16 protein-coding genes are annotated in these 22,100 nt (G+C 61.5%); 6 read left to right on the top strand and 10 right to left on the bottom strand.

All coding sequences use genetic code 11. The features are described from left to right. Nucleotide 1: 1 nt before the first annotated feature. The gene (gene argS / locus VGI36_05690; protein HEY2484618.1) at nt 2–1,678 is read right to left on the bottom strand and encodes an arginine--tRNA ligase; all 1,677 of its coding nucleotides are present in this window, start codon (nt 1,676–1,678) and stop codon (nt 2–4) included. Nucleotides 1,679–1,888: 210 nt separating this feature from the next. Between argS and VGI36_05695 the strand changes: the two genes are divergently transcribed. Further along, on the top strand, nt 1,889–2,671 hold the full coding sequence (locus VGI36_05695; GenBank protein ID HEY2484619.1) for an SDR family oxidoreductase: 783 nt from the start codon (nt 1,889–1,891) through the stop codon (nt 2,669–2,671). 8 nt (nt 2,672–2,679) lie between these two features. Here VGI36_05695 and VGI36_05700 read toward each other — a convergent pair whose 3' ends face one another. Further along, nucleotides 2,680–3,126 (bottom strand): VOC family protein, encoded by a 447-nt coding sequence (locus VGI36_05700; GenBank protein ID HEY2484620.1) that lies wholly within the window; start codon nt 3,124–3,126, stop codon nt 2,680–2,682. Between the two features lie 259 nt (nt 3,127–3,385). Here VGI36_05700 and VGI36_05705 point away from each other — a divergent pair, with 259 nt between their 5' ends. After that, a complete protein-coding gene (locus tag VGI36_05705; protein ID HEY2484621.1) occupies nt 3,386–4,030 on the top strand; it encodes a YIP1 family protein in 645 nt (214 codons plus the stop codon). A gap of 285 nt (nt 4,031–4,315) precedes the next feature. On the opposite strand, the gene VGI36_05710 is transcribed toward VGI36_05705, so the two are convergent. The 5 genes from VGI36_05710 to VGI36_05730 form a co-directional block, all read right to left on the bottom strand. Then, nucleotides 4,316–6,490, bottom strand: coding sequence for an ATP-dependent RecD-like DNA helicase (locus VGI36_05710; protein ID HEY2484622.1), 2,175 nt, complete (start codon nt 6,488–6,490; stop codon nt 4,316–4,318). A 208-nt stretch (nt 6,491–6,698) separates the two neighbouring features. Beyond that, on the bottom strand, nt 6,699–7,454 hold the full coding sequence (locus VGI36_05715; protein ID HEY2484623.1) for a hypothetical protein: 756 nt from the start codon (nt 7,452–7,454) through the stop codon (nt 6,699–6,701). A gap of 1 nt (nt 7,455) precedes the next feature. Beyond that, the gene (locus VGI36_05720; protein ID HEY2484624.1) at nt 7,456–8,850 is read right to left on the bottom strand and encodes an MATE family efflux transporter; all 1,395 of its coding nucleotides are present in this window, start codon (nt 8,848–8,850) and stop codon (nt 7,456–7,458) included. Nucleotides 8,851–8,886: 36 nt separating this feature from the next. Then, the gene (locus tag VGI36_05725; protein HEY2484625.1) at nt 8,887–10,950 is read right to left on the bottom strand and encodes an APC family permease; all 2,064 of its coding nucleotides are present in this window, start codon (nt 10,948–10,950) and stop codon (nt 8,887–8,889) included. An 81-nt stretch (nt 10,951–11,031) separates the two neighbouring features. Next, nucleotides 11,032–11,934: a bifunctional 5,10-methylenetetrahydrofolate dehydrogenase/5,10-methenyltetrahydrofolate cyclohydrolase gene (locus VGI36_05730; GenBank protein ID HEY2484626.1), complete on the bottom strand. Its 903-nt coding sequence runs from the start codon at nt 11,932–11,934 to the stop codon at nt 11,032–11,034. A 129-nt stretch (nt 11,935–12,063) separates the two neighbouring features. On the opposite strand from VGI36_05730, the gene gcvT reads away from it, so the two are divergent. Genes gcvT through gcvPB form a run of 3 tightly spaced genes read left to right on the top strand, consistent with a single transcriptional unit; the run spans nt 12,064 to nt 16,125 of the window. Further along, nucleotides 12,064–13,191 (top strand): glycine cleavage system aminomethyltransferase GcvT, encoded by a 1,128-nt coding sequence (gcvT, locus tag VGI36_05735; GenBank protein HEY2484627.1) that lies wholly within the window; start codon nt 12,064–12,066, stop codon nt 13,189–13,191. A 55-nt stretch (nt 13,192–13,246) separates the two neighbouring features. After that, entirely contained in the window at nt 13,247–14,596 is a 1,350-nt protein-coding gene (gene gcvPA, locus VGI36_05740) for an aminomethyl-transferring glycine dehydrogenase subunit GcvPA (protein ID HEY2484628.1), read from the top strand. A 35-nt stretch (nt 14,597–14,631) separates the two neighbouring features. Next, nucleotides 14,632–16,125 (top strand): aminomethyl-transferring glycine dehydrogenase subunit GcvPB, encoded by a 1,494-nt coding sequence (gcvPB, locus tag VGI36_05745; GenBank protein ID HEY2484629.1) that lies wholly within the window; start codon nt 14,632–14,634, stop codon nt 16,123–16,125. Nucleotides 16,126–16,206: 81 nt separating this feature from the next. Here gcvPB and VGI36_05750 read toward each other — a convergent pair whose 3' ends face one another. The 3 genes from VGI36_05750 to VGI36_05760 all read right to left on the bottom strand — a co-directional run bounded on the left by VGI36_05750 (nt 16,207) and on the right by VGI36_05760 (nt 19,321). Next, nucleotides 16,207–16,815: a molybdenum cofactor guanylyltransferase gene (locus tag VGI36_05750; GenBank protein ID HEY2484630.1), complete on the bottom strand. Its 609-nt coding sequence runs from the start codon at nt 16,813–16,815 to the stop codon at nt 16,207–16,209. A gap of 30 nt (nt 16,816–16,845) precedes the next feature. Beyond that, a complete protein-coding gene (locus VGI36_05755) occupies nt 16,846–17,445 on the bottom strand; it encodes a hypothetical protein (protein HEY2484631.1) in 600 nt (199 codons plus the stop codon). A 367-nt stretch (nt 17,446–17,812) separates the two neighbouring features. Next, nucleotides 17,813–19,321 carry an aldehyde dehydrogenase family protein gene (locus VGI36_05760; protein HEY2484632.1) on the bottom strand — a complete coding sequence of 503 codons (1,509 nt, stop codon included), beginning with the start codon at nt 19,319–19,321 and terminating at the stop codon, nt 17,813–17,815. A 185-nt stretch (nt 19,322–19,506) separates the two neighbouring features. Between VGI36_05760 and mutS the strand changes: the two genes are divergently transcribed. Then, a complete protein-coding gene (gene mutS / locus VGI36_05765; protein ID HEY2484633.1) occupies nt 19,507–22,083 on the top strand; it encodes a DNA mismatch repair protein MutS in 2,577 nt (858 codons plus the stop codon). Nucleotides 22,084–22,100 lie beyond the last annotated feature (17 nt).

Genomic DNA, 22,100 nt, shown 5'->3' on the forward strand with positions numbered 1-22,100 from the left:
CTCACATCCGCTCCGGAGCGCCTACTCCGAGCAGTCCCAACCCAGCGGCGATCGCCGTTTTGAGCAGCCGCGCGAGAAAGAGCCGGGCGACGCTCAAGTCGGGATCCGTGCCAATTATACGATTCGTAGGCTTGTTATAATAGCGATGGAATTCTCCGGCGAGCTCTAGAAGATAGAAGGGGATCCGATGCGGTTCGAGGAGCTCGGCTGCTGCCGTCATCACCGCCGGTAGCCCGATCGCCCGTTTCGCGAGTTCGATCTCCTCGCCCGTGAGCAGCTCGAGCTTGATCGACTCGGAATCGCCTGGGAGTTCGAAGCCGGCCTTGTCCGCCTCCCGAAAAATGCTCGACAGCCGCGCGTGCGCATACTGCACGTAAAAGACCGGGTTCTCGGGCGCCTGCTTGCGTGCGAGGTCGAGATCGAAGTCGAGATGGCTGTCCGACTTGCGGAACAAAAAGAAAAATCGCACGACGTCCGCCCCGACTTCATCGATCAATTCGTCGAGGGTGACATAGGTCGCCTTGCGGGTGGACATCTTGACCTTCTCGCCGCCGCGCGTGAGCGTCACAAACTGGTAAATGATGACGCGTACCGGAGTGACGTCATGCCCGAGCGCTTTGACGGCGGCGACCACCTGTTGATGTTCCGCGATATGGTCGGCACCGAACACGTCGATTATCAGGTCATAGCCGGCCTCAAGCTTTTGGATATGGTACGCGATGTCCGGAGTGCGGTAGGTGGGCTGGCGCTCAGGACCGGACCGTACCAGTACCTCGTCTTTGGGCAGGCCGAGGGGAGCGCCACGCAGCCACAGGGCGCCGTCACGTTCAACCAGCAATTCGCGATCGGCGAGCCCGCGTAAAACCTCGTCGACTTTGCCCGCCTTCATGAGGTCGAGCTCGTTCGCGAAGACGTTGAAGGTGATTCCGAGCCGCGCGCAGGTCTTATTGATGTCGGCAAAGATTGCCTTGACCGCCGCAGCGCGGAATACGTCGATGTCGGGCACATCAGCCAGCTCGTCCCCGTTCGCCGCGATTAGCTGTTGCGCAATCTCGCGAATGTATTCGCCCTGGTAGCCGTCCTCGGGCAGTTTCGCCTCGCGGCGGAGCTCTTGCAGGTAGCGCGCTCGTACCGATTCCCCGAGCAGCTTCATCTGCCGGCCACCGTCGTTGAAATAATACTCGCGGGTAACTTGGAAGCCGGCCGCCTCGTACAGCCTCGCAATCGTGTCGCCGAGCACCGCATTGCGCCCGTGGCCGACGGTCAAGGGCCCGGTCGGATTGGCCGAGAGATATTCGACCTGCACTCGATGGTTCGCTCCCGGGCGCAGTTCCCAGCGGCGCGGCCGGAAGTAGTTTGCCGCTTCGCTCATCGCCCGGCGCATCTGCTTGTGCCAGTAGTGCGGAGCCATGCGGAAATTGATGAACCCGGGGCCTGCCACCGTAATTTCCGCGACGTCGGCAGGAAGTTCCACGCTGTCGCGAATTATCTCGGCGACTGCGCGCGGCGGCTTGCCCTCGGTGCGCGCCATGGCAAGCGCCACGTTCGATGCAAGGTCGCCGTGCGCGGCGTCCTTGGGTGCTTCGACTCCAATCGTATACGGAGTTGATGCGAGTTTACCTTCGGCGCACGCGCGATCGATGGCGGCGCTCAGAATCGAGACTACGATTTCGTTCATGTGAGGCGGCCCAAGCTTAATAATCGTGCCAGATAGCGGACCAGCTGTTAAGGCAGAAGTGCAGTTACCGTTACCTGCCGTGGTTCGTTCGTTTTGCGCGGGGGAGAAAAGAGGCGTGGCTCTTTACTTATCTCGGCAAAAAGGACCGCGAGCGGGTGAGTGTTTTGCTGCTCTTGACCTAGAGGCAATCTCAATGGAAGCCTGCACTCCATGGACCTGGGACTCGGAGGCAAAACTGCAATCATAACCGGGGGCAGCAAGGGAATCGGCCGCGCCGCCGCGTTGCGCTTCGTGCAAGAGGGTGCGTCGGTCCTGGTCTGCGCGCGTGGCCGGGACGCCCTCGAAGAAACCGCCGGGGCCGCGCGCAAAGCTGTGGAAGGCGCGCGCGTCTTCACTGTGCCGGCAGACCTGACGCGGGCCGATGACATTCGGCGTGTGGTCGCCGAGGGCGTCCGCACGTTCGGACGGGTTGATATTCTGGTCAACAATGCCGGCAGCGCGCGTCCAGGAGAGTTCCTGAAGCTCGGCGACGAGGTCTGGCAGGACGACTTCCAACTCAAGTTCTTCGGCTACGTGCGGATGGCGCGCGAGGTCATGCCGCACATGGCGCGCGAGCGCAGCGGCGTCATCGTCAATGTTATTGGCACGGGCGGTCTGCGGCCGACTGCCGGCTACATGGTCGGCGGGGCGGCAAACGCGGCGCTCAATCACTTCACCAAAGCGCTGGCCGACGAAGGTTCGAAACATGGCGTGCGCGTGGTCGGTATCAATCCGGGTCCGATTCTGACCGAACGCCTCCAGCTTTTCACCGAGCGCAGCGCGGGCGGACGCAACCTCGATGAAATCTACGCGCGGATGACGCCGCTTAAGCGCCCCGGCCAGCCGGAGGAGGTGGGCGATCTGATCGCGTTCCTCTCCTCCCCGCGTGCCGCCTTCATCCATGGCGCGAACATCACCATCGATGGCGGTGCGAATCCGGGGCTGATCGGATAGGACCGCAACTAGTCTTTCTTCTTGAACCACTCGGGATCATTCGACAGGGTCGGGTGGCCGTTGCCGAGTTGGATCAAGACGCCGTGGCTTGAGCGCGGCGAGATGAAGGCCTCGTACGAGGTGGGAGACCATTCGATTTCGTCAACCACCCGAACGCCCTGCGCCTTCAGTTCCGCGACCTTCCCTTTCATGTCGGGAACCTTGAAGGTGAGATGATGCATACCTTCACCCCGCTGCTCGAGAAACTTGTGGAGGAAAGAGTTCGCGCCTAGGGGTTCGAGTAATTCCACCGTGAGACCGTTTAGATCGAATTCGGCTAACCGGTAGCCAGCCCGCTCGCTTTCCGCTTCGTACATGAACCGCGCCCCGAGAATTCCCTCAAAGAATTTCCGCGCTTCCCCAACGCTTCTTACCGCAATACCTATGTGATCGAGTGTGCCAACCGGCTCTGCCATCGCGATCTCCTCCTAACTTCGCGATGGTAGCTGATTAGCTCGCCGGGAAGCACCCAGCAGATTCTCCCAAGAGGGGGCAGGGGACGGGCATTTGCCTCTGAAACGGTGGCGGGGGCCGCGCGCTTTTTGGGGGACCACCGCCCGGTCTCCCCGCCACGAGGAGGCTGCAGGACCCACTCACTGCCAATGAGACGTTCGAGACCCGGGGGAAGTTGCAGGGCGTTCTGACAGGACGTTTGGTTGAGTAGACTGCAGAGCTGTGATCGAATCCCTCAAGCCCTTTTTCTCGCTGTGGATTGCGCCGCGTGAAACCATCCGGCGTCTGGTCGATACTGATCCGACTCGCTACGTAATCGGGCTGGCGATGCTCCGTGGGGCACTGGGAAGGCTCGAGATTGCCTGGTTCAGCGCCTTGTCGCAGCGGACCCCCGTGAGCCCGTTGTGGCCCGTGGGCGTCGCCTTCGGAGTAGTCCTCGGCGCTATCCTCGGAGTTATCGGTCTATACGCTGGGGCGTGGCTAGTCGGCATCTTTTGTCGCATTCTCGGCGGCGTCTCATCTGCAATCGAGATGCGCGCGGCGTTGGCGTGGTCGCACGTTCCCGGAATCACCGCGGCCAGTGTCAGCATCGCTTTGGTTTTATTCGGCGCCGTAAATCCGCTCGAGTTCAAACATAGCCGACTGCCGGTGATGACCGGTTCGACGATCGAGCTGATGATCGTCAACGCGGTGCTTATAGGCTGGGGTGTAGCCGTGCAGCTTAACTGCATCGGCGAGGTAAATCGTTTCTCTGCGTGGCGCGCGCTCGCGGCGATTCTGCTGATGATCGCGACCCTGACGGTTTTGATCCTGCTCGTCGCGTATTTCACGGGCGGCTTGTCACACAGCGCCGTGGCGATAGCTTGATGAGGTGAACCGTTAACCTGCCTTCAACGAAGTGGAAATCGCGAAAATAGAACTCTCCTCTGCCTCAGATAATAGGTTCCCGAGTGGACGTTGCACCTTGCCGCGCCGACGTTCAGTTCTGAAGAGCTGGCTGCGCTGATTTAGTCTTATTGAGTCCTCTGCACGTGGCGACAGTTTCTCGCAAGGCTTTTGGCCGCGTTTTCTCAGACGTTAAGTGCCACGACTTTGCCCTAGACCGCATCGCAGACGGGGGTCAACTAGCGCCGGGGCGCGACCCGCAATCGATCAATCGATTCGCAGTCTCTCTGCCAGTCTGCTCGCGCGCCGACGTTCGTCCTGATTGCGCACCGCCTGCTGCAACGCGGCTTTCGTTCCAACCAGCACGCAAACTCGTTCCGCCCGCGTCATGGCAGTGTAAAGAAGGTTGCGCCGCAGCATCAGGTAATGGCTTGGATGGACCGGGACGATCACGGCCGGATACTGACTTCCCTGACTTTTGTGCACCGAGATGGCATAGCCGAGCCCCAACTCGTCCAACTCCGACTGGTCGTAATCAGCATGACCTTCCTCAAAGGCGACGGTGACGCGCCCGCGCTCCACGTCGACCGACCCCACCCGGCCTATCGAGCCGTTGAAAATTCCCTTCTCATAGTCATTTCGAAGCTGGATTACCCGATCACCCTCGCGAATCTCGCGCTCGCCCGCACGAATTCCTCGTCCTGCTGGGTTCAGGAGTTGTTGGAGTTCGCGGTTGAGCATTTGCGTGCCCAAGGGTCCGCGATTCATGGGAGTCAGCACCTGTATGTCGCCGGGTCCGCGGACGCCGAATTTGCCGATCAGCCGTTCGTGCACGAGCTGTTTGATGGTGGCAAGGACCTCGTCAGGAGCAGCGCGTTCGATAAAAAAGAAATCGCCGTCGGGATCGTTGGAGACATCGGGGAAATAGCCGCGGTTCAGTCCATGCGCATTCGCGATGATGCGGCTCTCGCGCGCCTGCCGATATACTTCGCGAAGCTGTACTACCGGGACCAGATCGGAGGCGATCACATCCTTGAGCACGCTGCCCGGTCCGACCGAGGGCAACTGGTCGCGATCTCCCACCAACACCAGCGAGCAGTTGGGCACCAGCGCCGAGAGCAGGCTCGAGGCGAGCTCGAGATCCATCATCGAGGCCTCATCGACGATCAGGTAATTGGTGCGCAATGGGAAATTTTCATCGCGCACGAAGCCCAGCGTCTCCGGCGAGTACTCGAGCAATCGATGAATCGTCCGTGCGTCGCGCCCGGTTGTATCCTGGAGGCGGCGTGCCGCGCGTCCGGTCGGAGCGGCCAAAGTCGGCTTGAGGCCCGCTTCGGATAGCGCCACCAGTAACGACCGCAGAATGGTCGTCTTGCCGGTTCCAGGCCCCCCGGTAATCACCGTCACGGCGCTCGACAAGGCAGTCTTAAGCGCTCGCATTTGCTCGGTGGAGAGGGTGAAGCTCCCGCCGCCCTTCTCCGCTTTCTTGAGCGCTCGCTCCGCGACCTGCGGAGACATCGGTCGTCCGGCGCTGAGCGCGCGCACGCGCCGGCCCACGTTCACTTCCGCGGCATGCAACTCGGCCAGATAGACCGCCACATGCTCGTCGGCCTTTTCCACGACCACCTCGCCGCCCGCGACCAGTTCCTCGAGTGCGCGAGACACCCAGTCTGCACCGATCTCGAGCTCGGACTGGAATTGCCATTCGAGATACTCGCGCGGCGCGTAGACGTGTCCTTCATCGGCCATCCGTTCGAGCAGAAACAGAATCGCCGCGCGCGCCCGCTCGATCGAATTTTTGGGGATTCCGAGCTTGGCAGCTACCAAGTCTGCGGTGCGGAACCCGATTCCGTGGATGGTACGAGCCAGCACGTAGGGGTCCCGCCGGACTACCTCGAGCGAGGAGCTCCCGAAGCGCTTGTGGATGCGCCGGGCGTGGCCCGCCCCGATTCCGTGGCCGCGCAAAAACACGACGAGCTCGCGCAGTCCTGACGAATCCTTCCATGCTGCCGCAATCCGGCTTGCGACCACGGGACCGACTCCGCTGACTTCGCGCATCCGCTCGGGGGCATTATCGAGAACTTCTCTCAAATCGTCGCCGAAATACTCGGCGATTCTCCGGGCCAGGGACGGCCCCACACCGTGAATCTCCGCTGCCAGGTATCGCTCCAGCGCGAACGCGCCGGCGGGCCGCAGGGTCTCGTAGTCTTCGACTTTGAACTGTTCGCCGAACCTGGGATGTTTTTCGAAGCGGCCGCGCACGCGAATTGCTGAGCCGATTTCCAGCCCGGCCAGGCTCCCCACGATAGTCACGGTCCTAGAGTCGTCGCGCTCAGCATAGGTCCTGACCACCGCGACCGCATAGCCGTTCTCTTCGTTAACGTACAGGACATGGTCGAGCGTGCCCTCAACCATCGTCTCGACCTGTGGGGTACCGGTCATAGCCCAAGAATTGCGCTCCCGCGAAAGCGCGTAAAGTAGCGCAGCCGCAAATGCTAACAGTCGCGCGAACGCTGATTTGGGTTCATCAGTCGAACTGAGCAAAGGTCGAAAAAGAGCGTTGCGTGCGGCGGGCGCAGCAGGTGGCTGCTCTGGCGAGCAGGCGACGTCGAGAGCGCCCGGAGACCTTGGGCCCCGCGGCTCCTGTGTGTCAGGGTTCCGCGGAGGCGGCGGGGTGAATCGGCGCGATGCCAAGACCGCTGCGCAGATTCTCGACCGCTTGATCGACGCCGTCGCTCGCCAATTCACTGGCGAGCACCCATTGTCCTTTGTTCTCCAGGAAGGTCGGCAGATTAAAGAAGTTGGTCCCAAGCGGCTGCTGAGTTTTCGAAAATTTCGCGCTCCACACCACCTGCTTGCTCTTCATGTCCAAGAGCTTGAGCGAGAAAGCCACGGATGCGGGTTTGTCGGCCGCATATTCAGCGCCGACTCGCTCCACGTAGCGCTCGACGCTTCCGTACAACACCGCGTCGGCGCCGGTCGCCTGCCCAACCTGGATCGCGGCGTCGTCGAGGTTGGCACCGGACTGGGTTTGTTGCACCGCCTGCATCACCGCCCCTTGCGGCAACAGCTTCCAGGTTCCCGAGGCCAGACGATAAATGTCTGCGGTAATCGTGTCCGCCGCTCCCGGCGCAAGCGGATCTCCGCCAAAAGGAACCGCCGCAACTATCGGCATGATCGCGAGGTTGTTCACCTCAACCTGCCGGATCGACCGCACGGCATGGCTGCTCAAATCCTTGGACTGAAATTGCTGTACGATTTTGGCGTCAGGTGCGCTGGAACCGCCGGGCGTGACCGAGCAGGCGCACAGCACGAGAGCTATCGCGCAAATGATCGTCAGCGCTGCGGCTCTGTTCATCCCTAACTGCTTGCCACCATCCTCGGTCGACTCTGCAAACTTCATCATATTAGACCTGCACCGTCATCCATTTGCCGGTCTGAAAACGCCAGCTTTTGATCGATGATCGCACGATGTAGTCGACCAGGAGCGACCACCAGATCCAGACGATCGGCCCGTGATGCCACGCGATCAGGATGGTCACGAACAACCGCACCCCATAGAATCCGGCCAGCGAACCGAACATCGGAAATTGCGAGTCCCCCGCTCCGCGCAGCGCCCCCGTGATCGTCCAGTCTATTGCCATCAGCGGCTGCGCGGCGCCCAGCGCGTACATGAAAGCGACCGTATAGGCAATGACTTGCGGATCGTCGATGAACATTGCCGCGATCTGGCGCGCGAACACGATGAACAGCAGGCCCATGCCACTCATCAGCAGGATCGCAAGCCGCGTCGAGACCCATCCTGCCTTGCGCGCAAACTCGGGATCCTCCGCGCCCAGCCCCTGTCCAACCAGGGTTGCCGAAGCGGATGAAAATCCAAACCCGGGCAGGAACGAAAGCGCGAGAATCCTCACTCCGATGAAGTAGGCTGCCACTTGTTTCTCCCCATAGGACGCGACAAACGCGACGTACGCCACGAACCCGAACTGGATAACCAGTTGCTCGATGGCGGCGGGATTGCCCACCCGCAGAATTCGCCACCCCATGTTCCAGTCAGGCCACAACCGCTCCCATTTGAAGTTGAGCAGCATCCCATCGAGCGACAGCGCCCAGAAGAACAGCACACCGCCCACCGCAATCGCGATTAAAGTCGCGAACGCGGAGCCGTCGACGCCCAGCGCGGGCAATCCCAATTTCCCGAAGATCAACACGTAATTCAGAACGATCGCGAGCACGTCGATGATCCCGCCGATCCAGAGTGGCGTGCGAGTATCTCCGGCGCCGCGCAGCGCCGAGGCACACATCAGGAAGATGCCCTGAAACGGTTCGGACAGCATGACCACTTGCAGATAACGTGCGCCCATCGCGGCCATCCGTCCCTTGACCCTGAACAACGTCATCAACTGGGGGGCGAACACGATCACCGGAATTGCGATTAGGGTGGAGACCAGCACTCCGAAAATCACCGATTGTTTGAGTACCTCTTCGGCGTCGTCGCGCTCGTTCGCGCCCGTGTAGCGCGCGACCAGCGCGATGGTTCCGGTTCCGACCGCCGCGATTCCCGCGCGCACCGCTCCGAGAATCTGAGTCGCCAACCCGACAGCCCCGACCGCCTCCGCTCCCAGTCGCCCCACCATAAGCATCGCAGCCAGTCCCAGAATCGAGTCGAGCGCGAAGGACAGAATAACCGGCCACGCGAGGGACCAGACCTCCCAGCGCATCCCCTCGACCGCAGGCAGGACTATCGCGGCTCCCGCTAGTCCGCCGCCGCTGTCGGGAACCGACTCCAGCAACTCCGACATGATTGTGAGCAGTTACGCCAGCAGCGGCACGCGCAGTCAAGGGAGTGTCGGTTCCGGCACGCTCGGCTTCGTCGATGGGACCGGTTGCGGTTCTGGAGGTGTCACGCGCACGGGCAGAATGACTAGGCTAAGGCCCTCGATCTGCAAATAACGTTGGACTTCGAGGGTAGTGTGCAGATGCAGAAACCGCCCGAGGTAGCCATCGACTTCCGCCGAGAAGATAAGCTTGCCCGCGAAAAACACCAAATGCGGATGTTGGTGAGTAAGCTCGCAGCAGAGCCTGACGACTTCCAGCACCACATCGGGCCCGATCGCGAATTTGAAGGAAGCGTGTAGACCCAGGTCGCTCGCGAATTGACAGTATTCTTTTAGATCGTCCGCGACACGCTGCTCCAGCTCGTTGATTTCCTTAGGCCCCTTCAGCAGTGCGGAATCCACCTCCCCCACGCCAATAAACACGACATTCTCGAATTCGTTCGGGAAAAGACGAGTCAGCGTGAGCAGCGTGGCGAGACCGAGCCCGTTGAATCCGTCGACCAGGATGCCCGCGGTTGGAGCTCCAGGATCGGGTTCCTTCGCGGGCTCGCGCCTGGCCTCGTAGAGCAGCGGAGTGACATCGGCCTCCAATTGTCTGAGAGCCGCCGCGAATCGATTGTAATCGCGTCGCACCAGAAAGCAGGCGCTGACAAGCGCGCCGGTTATCAGCACCGTCACCCACCCGCCCTCGTCGAATTTGAGCGTGAGAGTGAGTATCAGGATCGAAAAAGTGAAGATGCACCCCAGACCGTTGATCGCGAGCTTGCGCTTCCAACGCGACTCGGAGTCGCGCACCCGCCACCAATGAACGCTCATACCCAGCTGTGAGAGCGTGAAGGTGATAAATACGTTGATCGCGTACAGAATCACCAAGAGGCCCACCCGCGCCTCGGTACCAATCAGAATCAGGATCGCCGCACCACCCATCGCGATCACGCCGTCTTGGGTCACCAGCCGCCCACTCAGGTGCGCAAGCCGCCTGGGGAGCCATCTATCTGTGGCCATTGTCGCCAGGACCCGCGGCCCGTCGATAAACCCCGTTTGCGCCGCGACGAAGAGCAGAGCGCCTTCGGTCAAAAGCGTAAGCGTGACGATCGGACCGCCGACCGAGATCCCGCCCAGCGTCCATTCTGCGGTGGCCTTCTGGAACATCACTGCATTGAGCGTCATGCCCTCGGTCTTCTGTACGCTCTCGAGCAGGTAGCCGACGAGGATTCCACCCGCGATAAACGCCAGCGAGAACGCCATGTACAGCATCGTGCGCTTGGCCGTGACAGTCCGCGGCTCACGCAAAATCGGCAGCCCGTTGCTGACCGCTTCGATCCCGGTGTAGGTTCCCGCGCCCATGCTGTACGCGCGGAAAAAAATCACCGCCATCGCAATCAAGCCGAGTGTATCGATCCCTCCGCGTGTCTCGTGCACCGCCGCGCCGAAGATTGCTGGCAATTTGGTTGCCCGGCTCAGGAATATGTAGCCCAGGAGCCACACGTGCATAACCACAAAGGCAAGGAAGACGGGCAGCAGCGAGATGACCGATTCTTTGATCCCACGCAGGTTCATACCGATCATGAACAGAACCACCAGGAGACACACCCAGAACCTGAGCCACAGGATCGAGACCGGCATGAAACTAAAGATGGCGTCCGCCCCGCTGGCTATCGAAACCGAAATGGTCAGCACGTAGTCGATGACCAGTGCGCATCCGGACAGCACTCCCGCAGCAGGACCCAGAAGCTTGGTGGCAACCAGGTAACCGCCGCCCCCGCTGGGGAACAAATCGATGGTCTGCGAGTACGACGCCGAGATCACGAACACGGTGAGCGCGGTCAGCAAGGCCAGGAAGATCGCCAGGTACTGGTGGGGCCCCAGCGCGAGAAACGCCTCTTGCGGTCCATAGCACGACGAGCTCAGGCCGTCGGACCCCAGGCCTACCCAGGCCAGAAATGCGATCAACGAGAGGCTTCTGAAAGTCCCGGGGTCCCGGACATCACGCGGCGGGCCAATGATCCGTTCGCTAAGGGTGGCAGCCCCGCCGGAAGTGGTTTTGCGCGGTTGCGATTCCATCGCGGGTGAATTCCGGATGTCCGAACTGCCAAACTAGGCGAAACGCGAAGGTGCGCGCAAAATCGAGCGCACGACGATCCATCACACAGAGTACTTGGCGCGTTCAAGTCCGAGCTGGTAGCGCGCCGCGTCGATCAGGTTCTGCATCAAGGCTACGACCGTCGTCGGACCGGTTCCACCAGGATTGAGGGTTATCCAGCCCGCCACTTCTTTGACCGCCTCAAAGTCCACGTCGCCCGCAAACCGACCCGGCCGCACCCGCCTAAATCCGACGTCGATCACGCAGCCCCCCGGTTTCACCATGTCCGCGGTTATCAACCACGGACGTCCCACCTCGGCTCCAACGCAGCTCACCAGCAGATCGGCTTCGCGACAGACCCCAGCCAGATCCCGCGTATGCCGATGACACCAGGTCACGGTGGCGTTGCGCAGCCTGCCCCCCAGGATCAAAGCAGCCGGCTTTCCGGCAATATCGCTTCTTCCGATCACGACCGCACGGGCACCATCGACCGGCACCTTAAAAAAGTCGAGCAGCGAGAGGATCCCGCGCGGCGTACAGGGAATGAAGCGACCCCATGAGCCGCGGTAGAAGCCGCTAACACTCGATGCGCCGACGGCATCGACATCCTTGAGCGCATCCAGTGCATCGAATAGTCGAAACTGATCGACCGTACCGGGAAGAGGGAGCTGAATCAGGATGCCGGTAGTCTTGGCATCGGAATTGAGTTGCCCAATCACCTGTAGCAGTGAATCCGTGGTGCAGTCCGCCGGATCGATTGCGATCACCTGGCTGTGAAAGCCTAAGTCCGCGGCCATCCGCTCCTTGTTGCGAATGTATTGGCGCGACGCGGGGTCATTTCCGACAAGGATAGCCGCAAGCGACGGAACGCATCGGTGGCGCTCGCGCAGCTCCTTGGCGTGGGCGAGCAGCTCAGGCATGAGCCTCTCCCGCAACGCTCGTCCATCAATGATCACGGCACTCATTGTGCTTCACTCGAACTATAGCACGCTTGAAAGTGGGGCAAGGCGTTGTGGATAGCGTCCCGCGTTTGTGGGCATCCACTTGCGATTTGTCTCGTTGAGGTTTTTTCGGTTTGTTAGAATCAGCTAAACATGGACGCTCTCAAGCGTACCCCGCTGTTCGCCCTCCACCAGAAACTCGCTGCCCGCATGACAGTTTTCGGTGGTTTCGAGATGCCCGTCAGCTACGCGGGGATCATCTCCGAGCATCTGGCCGTCCGCTCCGCGGCAGGGGTTTTCGATCTGAGCCACATGGGCGAGTTCGAAGTCCGCGGGCCGCATGCCCCGGAACTGCTCGAGCGTGCGTTCACCAACTCGGCAGCTCGTCTGCACGATGGGCAGGCGCAATATACGATCATGTGCGCCGAAGACGGCGGCACGATCGACGATCTGATCGTCTATCGGCGGGCTGCGGACGACTACCTGCTCTGCGTCAATGCCTCGAACATTGCGCCTGACTGGGAATGGCTCTCACAACTTAATCGCGCCGTCGGCTCCGGCCTTAGAGATGTCAGCGAGCAGACCGCACTGGTCGCGGTACAGGGCCCGAAAGCACCTGGAATACTCACCACGCTGGCGGATTTTCCGATTGCGGAAGTCGCGCGGTTCGGGTTCCGCGAAGGACGAGTGGCGGGAGCGCGATGCATTGCTGCGCGCACCGGCTATACGGGTGAAGACGGTTTCGAGCTTTTCGTCTCGTCGGATGAGGGAGAAAAAGTTTTCGGCGCGGTTCTAGATGCTGGCAGGACTGCCGGACTGGCACCGTGTGGACTTGGCGCACGCGACACCTTGCGGTTGGAAGCCGGCCTTCCCCTTTATGGTCATGAACTGGACCGCGCGACTTCCCCGGTGGAAGCGGGTTTGAATGCTTTCATCAGGTTCGGCCGGCCGTTCGTGGGAGAGGCCGCGCTTCGGACGCAGCGCGACCATGGCCCTCGCAAGCGGCTCGTCGGCATCGAAACCGACGATGCGCGCAGCATTGCACGCCGGGGATATCGGGTTTTCCGCGCAGGCCGCGAAATGGGAATTGTCACCAGTGGCACGATGGGTCCAAGCGTCGGGCGGCCGGTAGCAATGGCCTACCTGAGCGCCGGTGCGATGTCTCCTTCCACGCCCGTCGACGCAACAGGTGTAGAGGTTGAAATACGCAATCGGCAGACGCCCGCGACCATCGTCAAGCTTCCATTCTATCGGCGACCACGCGCGAGCAGAGATCTATGAGCGCATCGACCTCGAATTCAAAAGCAACGGACTGGGAGGAGGGAGTTTCTAACCAATGAGATTCATTCCGCACACCGCGGCTCAAGTCGCCGCGATGTTAGAAACCATCGGAGTAGCAAACGTTACGGATCTGATAAGCCATGTGCCGGCCGGGCTCCGCGAACTGGCGGAGATCAAACTCGACCCGGGCCGGAGCGAAGCTGAAGTGGTTTCCGAATTGCGCGCGCTTGCCGCGCGCAACCAGGGCGCCTCCGACTACACCAGCTTTCTGGGCGGGGGTTACAACCGCCACTACATTCCCGCGGCCGTACGCGCGGTGGCTTCGCGCGCCGAGTTCGCCACCAGCTACACGCCCTACCAAGCTGAAGCGAGCCAGGGTACGACCCAAGCCATCTTCGAGTTCCAGACCTTGATTACCCAGCTGACCGCCATGGACGTCGCCAACGCCAGCATGTATGACGGCGCGTCGGCGACGGCCGAGGCGGTCTTGATGGCGCGACGGCTCAAGCCCAAGCGCAAGACCATCGCAGTCTCGCGCGCGTTGTGGCCCGACTACCGCGAGACCATCCGCACCTATCTTAGCGCGCTGAGCGGCATCGAGTTCCTGGAGCTGCCGTTCGACAACCACACCGGCATGGTTGATCTGGGCGCCTTGGCCGATATCGCCGGCGAAGAATTGTTGTGCGTCGTGCTCGGATACCCCAACGTGTTCGGCGTCATTGAACCGCTCCGCACCGCGACTGAAATCGCTCATCGCGCCGGCGCACTGGTCGTGTCCGCCACCGCCGAGCCACTCTCGCTTGGCTTGCTCAAGGCGCCGGGTGAGCTGGGCGCGGATATCGTCGCAGGCGAAGGCCAGAGTTTCGGGCTTGCGGTCGAGTTCGGTGGCCCCGGCGTTGGCTTCCTGGCGGCGCGCACCGAACATCTGCGGCAAATGCCGGGGCGGCTGGTGGGGCAAACTCGCGATCGTGACGGTCGCCGCGCCTTCTGCCTGACCCTTGCCACCCGAGAGCAGCATATTCGGCGCGAGCGCGCGACTTCGAATATCTGCACCAACCATTCGCTCTGCGCGCTCGCCGCGACTGTGTACCTGTCGCTGCTGGGACGGCAGGGACTACGCGAGTTGGCGGAGCGCAATGTCGAGCTCGCGCACGAGGCCATTGACGCGCTCGCAGCACGTGGCCTGCGGCGGAGATTCAGCGGTCCCGTCTTTAACGAGTTTGCGCTCTCGCTGCCCCACCCATCGAATGCCCTGGCCTGGGCCGAGCAGCGAAGAATCCTGGCCGGAATCGCGCTCCAACCCTACTACCCGGAGCTCGGCGACAGCATTCTCATCTCGGTCACCGAAATGAATCGCAGCGCGGAGCTGCGCAGGTTGGCAGACGTGTTGGCCGAGGGGCGGTGATGGCGACGGCGGGCAGGATTACACCAATCGTAGCAATGAAGCCGAAGACGGAACCCACCAGAGCGACCCAACCGACCGAGGTTCCTTTGATCTTTGAACTTTCCACCGAGGACAGGCGCGGCACCGACCTGGGTGCGCGAACCGCAGGCAGCAGGTCGGGCGCCGAAATCCTCGGTAGCGAGCTCTGCCGAACCGATCTGGTGGGATTTCCCGAACTCAGCGAACCGCAGGTCCTGCGCCACTTCCTGCGCTTGTCGCAGACCAACTTCGCGCAGGCGTTGCAGTTTTATCCACTCGGGTCGTGCACGATGAAATACAACCCGGTGGTGAATGACGAAATGGCGGCACTCGAGGGCTTCGCCTCAATACATCCGCTCACGCCCGCTCATCTCGCGCAGGGCGCGTTGGAGTTGATGGCCCGGCTCGAAGCAGCCCTCGCCGAGATTACCGGCATGGATGCGATCTCGCTGCATCCGGCGGCAGGCGCGCAGGGCGAACTCACCGGACTGCTGGTCATGCGTGCGTACCATCGCAAGCGCGGCGAGAATCGGCACAAGGTCATCATCCCCGACACGGCGCACGGGACTAATCCGGCCAGCTGCACGCTTGCCGGGTTCGAGGTCCTAGTGGCGCGATCCAACTCGCGCGGCTTTCTCGACGCGGACGAGGTGAGGCGGCTGGCCGGCCCCGATGTTGCCGCCATGATGGTTACCAATCCGAATACGCTTGGTCTGTTCGAACCCGAGATTTGCGAAATCGCGCATCTTCTCCACGAGCAGGGCGCGCTCCTCTACATGGACGGCGCCAACATGAACGCGCTGATGGGGGTTGCAAAGCCCGGCCATATGGGCGCGGACGTCGTGCAACTGAACCTGCACAAGACCTTTTCGACTCCACATGGTGGCGGTGGCCCGGGAGCTGGGCCGATCGGGGTGAAGCAGATGCTGGCGCCGTTTCTTCCCGGCCCGCGCCTCAAGCACACGGAGCGCGGATGGGTTTTCGATGAGTCGCGGCCCGACTCGATTGGCCGGCTGCGCTCATTTCATGGAAATTTCGGGATGTTGGTGCGCGCCTACTCGTACATTCTCTCCCTGGGCGGGGACGGGCTGGCCGATGCGAGCCGCAATGCGATCCTCGCCGCCAACTACGTTCGCAAGCGGCTGGAACACTGCTTTCCGAGCGCGTCGCCGCAACCGTCGATGCACGAGTGCGTGCTCGAGCATGACCTCGAAAGCCGCACCGGTGTATCCACTCTCGAAATCGCAAAACGCCTGCTCGACTTCGGAATCCACCCGCCGACCATCTATTTTCCCCTGGTTGTAAAGGGCGCCCTGATGATCGAACCCACCGAAACCGAAAGCAAAGAGGTACTGGACCACTTCATCTCCGCCATGGAGCGCATCCATGACGAGGCCCTCAACGATCCGCAAACCGTAAAGAAGGCTCCCCACACGCTACGCCTGTCACGCGTCGATGAAGCGGAGGCAGCTCGTCGTCCCATCCTGCGCTGGCAAGCAAAGCCGGATTGAGAGCGTTCCCCGTCCGCATTCTTTCTCGGCGACGGGAGGATTTTCGGCGGACGCACCCGGGTGCGCGCGGGTGGGGTCTGGCTAGTTCGTTGCGGAGACCAGCCGAAGCGCCCGCTGATAGTCCTCCGGAGTATTGAGGTTTACGAAACTGAGCAGATCAGGATCGAGCGCGCGCAATTCCTGCTCCCCTACTTTGCGCACCGACACGGCTTCCACAATTTGTGCGAGGCGCGCCTCGCCCATCGCGATCATCGAATTGATGGCGACAACGCAGCGCTTCCGGTAAACGGCATGTAGCGGCTGGACGAGCCCGGCGATTTCGGGTACCACCGCGTCGTACTGCTCGAGCATCCCGCAGAGCGATGACGCGATGTCGGCACGCAGGAAGGGTGAATCGCACGCGCACACAAAAGCGTAGTCATTTCGAATCGCCGCCAGGCCCAGCGCAAGCGCAGGGAGCGGTCCCTCATACTCGCGCTCATCCCGAACGATTCGGACGTCACCCAAGCGCGCTGCTTGGGCCAAGCCCGCCGGAGAGGTCACCAGTACGATTTCGGGAAAGCTTTGATGCAGTTCGGCAACTATGCGCTCGAGCAAGGTGGTCGCGCCGAATTTGAGCTCGGCCTTGGGACGGCCCATCCGGGAGCTGCGTCCTCCTGCGAGCACTATCGCGGAGAATTCCTCGTGCACTGCCGACGCCCAAATGGAAAAACTAAAGCGCTACATGAAGTAGGGCTGGGCGAGCTTCTCGAACTCGCCGTACATGAGCCAAACTTTCACGTTATAAGCGTGGGGATGTGCGATCGGTCTGTTCCCGACCGCCTTGAGTCCGAACTGCCGGTACAGATGGTACAGCGCTTCCACCGGGTTTGTGATGATCAGTTTCGGGCGGCGCGAAAAGAGAAATAGTTTGGCCGTCTCCGACATCATCTTGACCAGTCCCTTGCCCTGGTAGTTAGGCTCAATGACCATCCCGCCAAACTCCCACACGTCGCCGGGATCAAGCCCCTTGAACAGCGATGCCGGATAAAGATGCCCCAACGTCAGAGGGGCATCAGCGAGGCAGCGCGCCCAGAACGCGCCGATTAATCGGGGCCGCTTCTTGTCCTCACCCGGCCGGATCTCGTAGAGGCCAAAGTGGAGCGCGAGCGGCCACAGGATCATGTGCACCCGCTTCTCCTCGACATTCAGGTTCTTCCATGTTCGACGATGTAGCGCCGCGAGCTCCCTGAATCCGGTTTGCGTTCCGACTGGCCGGACCTCGAGACGCGCGCGAAGCGCGGGTGAAACGAATGGACCTGGTACGGTCGGCGTCCTCATAGCGCGCTGCGGCGGTGAGATCATAGCTTGGTTGCTTTGGCGGACTGGTTCCCGGTGCGGTTCACTCAATCCAGTGGAATTCGGTTGAGTATCGCCCTCACGGTGGCGCTCTTTTTCACAAGACATTGGTCTGTGATCGGGACGGTGTCACTGCTCCGCTGACATGGTGAGCTAATTCCGCCGGTAATGGAAATCTCATGATTCAACGATATCTCGCGCGCACCGAAGCGCGAGCACCGAGCGACTTTTTGTAGTCCGGCAAGTGCAGTTCAGGCGCCGGGGCGGGCCGGCCGCCAAAGCCACGACGGCTAAAGAAAAGGGGCGCCCCGGTTTGGAGTGCCCCTTCTCAGGTTGACGGAATAGAGTCCTACAGTTTCACGTAGACCGACTTTATCTGCGTGTACAACTCGATCGCGTGCTTGCCGAGCTCGCGGCCAAAGCCTGATTGCTTGTACCCGCCGAACGGCGACATCGGATCGATCTGTCCATAGGTGTTGACCCAGACGGTTCCCGCTTTCAGTGAGCGTGCGATCTTGTGTGCGCGGCTGATGTCTTTGGTCCAGACCGCCGCGGCCAGACCATAGGTCGTGTCGTTGCCCTGGAACACCGCGTCGCCCTCGTCCTTGAATTTGATCGCGGCCGCCACCGGGCCGAAGATCTCCTCGCGCGCAATCTGCATGGAATTTTTCACGTCAGTGAACACGGTAGGTTGCACGAAATACCCGCGCTCCTGCTTGCCCGCTTCGCCGCCGACCTTGGCCTTCGCGCCTTCCTTCTTGCCGATATCCAGGTAGCCCAGTACCCGCTCGTGCTGTTCCTTCGATACCAGCGGACCCATGCGGGTGCTCGTATCGAGCGGATTGCCGAGGGTGATGCTCTGCGCCATCTGGGACAGCGTATCGGTGAACTGATCGTACATTGACTCCTGCACGAACACGCGGGACCCGGCACAGCACACCTGCCCCTGGTTCATGAAGATTCCGAGCATCGAGCCGAATGCGGCTGCCTGCATGTCGGCGTCGGGGAAAATGATGTTCGGTGACTTACCGCCCAGCTCCAGCGACACGCGCTTGAGGTTGCCCGTGGAAGCTTTGAGGATAAGCTTGCCAACTTCGGTCGAACCGGTGAACGCGACCTTGTCGATGTCGGGATGCTCGGCGATCGAGCTTCCCGCGCCAGGGCCGAACCCGGTGATGATCTGAACCACGCTCTCGGGTAATCCGGATTGCAGGATGAGCTCGCCCAGCCGCAGTGCCGTGAGTGGCGTCTGCTCGGCGGGTTTCAGGATGACGACGTTGCCGCAGGCGAGCGCGGGTGCGATCTTCCAGGCCGCCATCAATAGGGGGAAATTCCACGGGATGATCTGTCCACAGATTCCAACCGGCTCGCGCAGCGTGAAGTTGAACATCCCGGGTTCCGAGGGGTTGGTCTCGCCGTAGATTTTGCTGGCCCACCCTGCGTAGTAGCGGAAGGTCTCCGCCGCGCCGGGAATGTCGATGTTCTTGGACTCGAAGATCGGTTTGCCGTTGTCGAGCGTCTCGAGCTCGGCAAGTTCCTCGGCGTGTTGATCGATCAGCTCCGCTATCTTGAGCAGAATGTGGGTGCGGCCGTGGGGGTTCATCGAGGGCCATTTGCCCTGCTCGAAAGCCTTACGAGCATGCTTTACCGCCTCATCGACGTCCGCCTTGTCGCCCTCCGCAACGAGGCACAGCACTTCCTCGTTGGCGGGGTTAAGGGTCTCAAAAGTCTTGCCCGACTTGGACGACACCCACTTGCCGCCGATCAGGAGTTTCTTCGGACCGCTTTTCAGAAATTCGAGCACGCCGCTCGACTTGGCGCCGCGAGCGGCACTCTCGACAGAAGGTGTTGCTCCCATAGAACAATCTCCTCAAGAAAAAATGGTTGTGGCCTGGCCTCACTCGCTCGGGTGTCCGCCGCGAAAAGAAAGACGAACGATCGAACGCCTGCTCAACAGAAAAATGTTAATGAATCGCGCCCGAATGAGCAAAGCGCGATTTTGCCAGCATGGGTCCGGGCGGCTATTCTGGCTCGCAACCCCCAGTGACTTTCAAACAGACACCGCTCATCGTGCAGTATTTGTCGGTCAAGCAGCGCGTGCCTGACGCCATCCTGTTTTTCCGGCTCGGCGACTTTTACGAGATGTTCTTTGAAGATGCGGAAGTCGGAGCTCGCGTCCTCGACATCCAGCTCACCTCGCGCTCCAAAGACGGGGTTCCGCTGTGCGGCGTTCCCTATCACGCCTCCGAACCCTACATCGCCAAGCTAATCAAGGCGGGCCATAAGGTCGCCATCTGCGAACAGGGCGCTCTGGACGGCAAAGCCCGCGGGATCATGCCGCGCCAGATCGTGCGGGTGATCACGCCCGGCACGGTCGGTGAAGAAACCGTCCTTATCGCGGGCGAGAAAAGCTACCTCGCCGCGATCACGCCCGATGGCGCCGAGGGGTTCGGGGTTGCCGTGCTGGATGTGTCCACCGGCGAGTTTTTGATGACCCGCCTCGCTCACCTCCGGGCGCTGCAAGAGGAACTCGCCCGCCTGGCCCCCCGCGAAATCCTGCTGGTCGGGACCCATCCCGAACTTAAACCACTACTTGAAGACTGGTCGTCCGTCAGCGCCCTGGAACGTGGCGCGGATCCGCTCGAAGACCGTGGCGCGCTGACACGGCGGTTTGGCGAGGAAGCGGTCACCGGCTTGGACGACGTGATGGCGGCAGCGGCCGCCGCAGCACTGCGCTACGTCGAGGAGAACTTTGGACGTGACCTGGCCCATTTGAACGCACCGGTCTTTTATCGCGCCGCGGGATACATGATGGTCGACGAGACCACCCGACGGCACCTGGAACTGGTCGCGGCGAGCGACGGCTCGCGTCGTGGTTCTTTGCTCTCGATTCTCGATGAGACCGTAACCGCTGCGGGCGCGCGTACTTTGGCAACCTGGATCACCTATCCGCTGCTCGCCCTCGATGAAATCGGCGCGCGCCACGATGCTATCGAGGAGCTGTTCGATGCCGACCTCGGCGGCACCGTCAGCGATGCGCTCAAGCAAATCGGCGACCTGGAGCGGCTGGCGGGACGAGTGGGGGCAATGCGTGCCTCGCCCCGCGACTGCCTGCGGCTTGCGCAAGCGCTCGGGGCGGTCGCGACCCTGCGCCAGTGGCTGGCCGATCGCAGGAGCGCTTTTATCCAACATCTTGCGGCGCGAATTTCACCGAATCCGGAGCTGGTAGAAGAAATCGACGCGACTATCAGCGAGGAACCTCCCGTCAATCCCCGCGAAGGAAACGTAATCCGGCGCGGGTTTAGCGCCGAGGTGGATGAACTCCGCGGCCTCGCCTCGGGAGCACGCGAGGTAATTGCGAAGCTCGAAGCGAGCGAGCGTGAACGGACCGGAATTTCCTCCCTCAAAGTCCGCTACAACAACGTATTCGGCTACTACATCGAGATCACCAAGGCGCACCTCGAACGCGCGCCGTCGGACTATGAGCGCAAACAGACGCTGGTCGGCGCCGAGCGCTTCACCACCCCGGGTCTCAAAGAACTCGAGCGCAAGATTCTCTCCGCCGAATCGGGCCTGAAGGAATTGGAGTTGCAGCTATTCACCAAGCTTGTGCGCGACTTGCAGGCCGAAAGCTTGACGATTCTGCAGACCGCGCGGGCGGTCGGAGAATTCGATGCGCTCGCCTCGCTGGCCAAGGTTGCCCGGCGGCGCGGCTACGTGCGGCCCGCGATGAACTCCACCCGCCGCATCCGGATTCGCGATGGACGCCACCCGGTGCTGGAGGCTGGCATGCGCACGGGCGAATTCGTCCCCAACGACCTTGAGGCCGACCCGGATTCCCGACAACTCCTGCTCATCACCGGGCCGAACATGGCGGGCAAGTCGACCTACCTGCGCCAGGTCGCCCTGATCGTGATCATGGCGCACATGGGCAGTTTCGTTCCCGCGACCAAGGCCTCGATCGGAGTTGTCGACCGGGTGATGACCCGCATCGGGGCACGCGATGAACTGCGCCGCGGCGAATCCACCTTCATGGTGGAGATGAGCGAGACCGCACGCCTGCTCAGCGGACTGACCGAACGCAGTCTGCTACTGCTGGACGAAGTGGGTCGCGGGACCAGTACCTTCGATGGGCTGGCGATCGCATGGGCGGTTGCGGAGTATCTGCACGACTCGACCCGCGCCAAGGTGCTGTTCGCGACCCATTTCCACGAGTTGACCGACCTTGCACGCGAGCGTCCGCGCGTGAAGAATCTCAGCATGGCGGTGCGCGAATGGGGCGGGGAGGTGCTGTTCCTTCGCCGGGTCATCGAGCAGCCGGCCTCGCGCAGCTACGGAATCGAAGTGGCGCGGCTCGCGGGTCTTCCCGACTCGATTATCGGCCGTGCCAGAGAGATTCTTTTCAACCTCGAGCAAGGCGAATTCGACGATTCGGGCCAGGCCCGATTGGCGCACGCCCATCATCATGAGAGACTCAGCCAGCAGATGAGCCTCTTCTCTCCGGGCGAGAGCCGCGTCGTCGATGAACTGCGCGGACTTGACATCGATCGCATCACTCCGGTCGAAGCTCTGGCCACCCTCGCGGCGTTTAAAACCCGTATCAAAAAGGATTCGACCTGAACCTCGCATAAAACTTT

It is taken from the genome of Candidatus Binataceae bacterium, from assembly GCA_036495685.1.
Classification (GTDB): Bacteria; Desulfobacterota; Binatia; order Binatales; family Binataceae; genus JAFAHS01.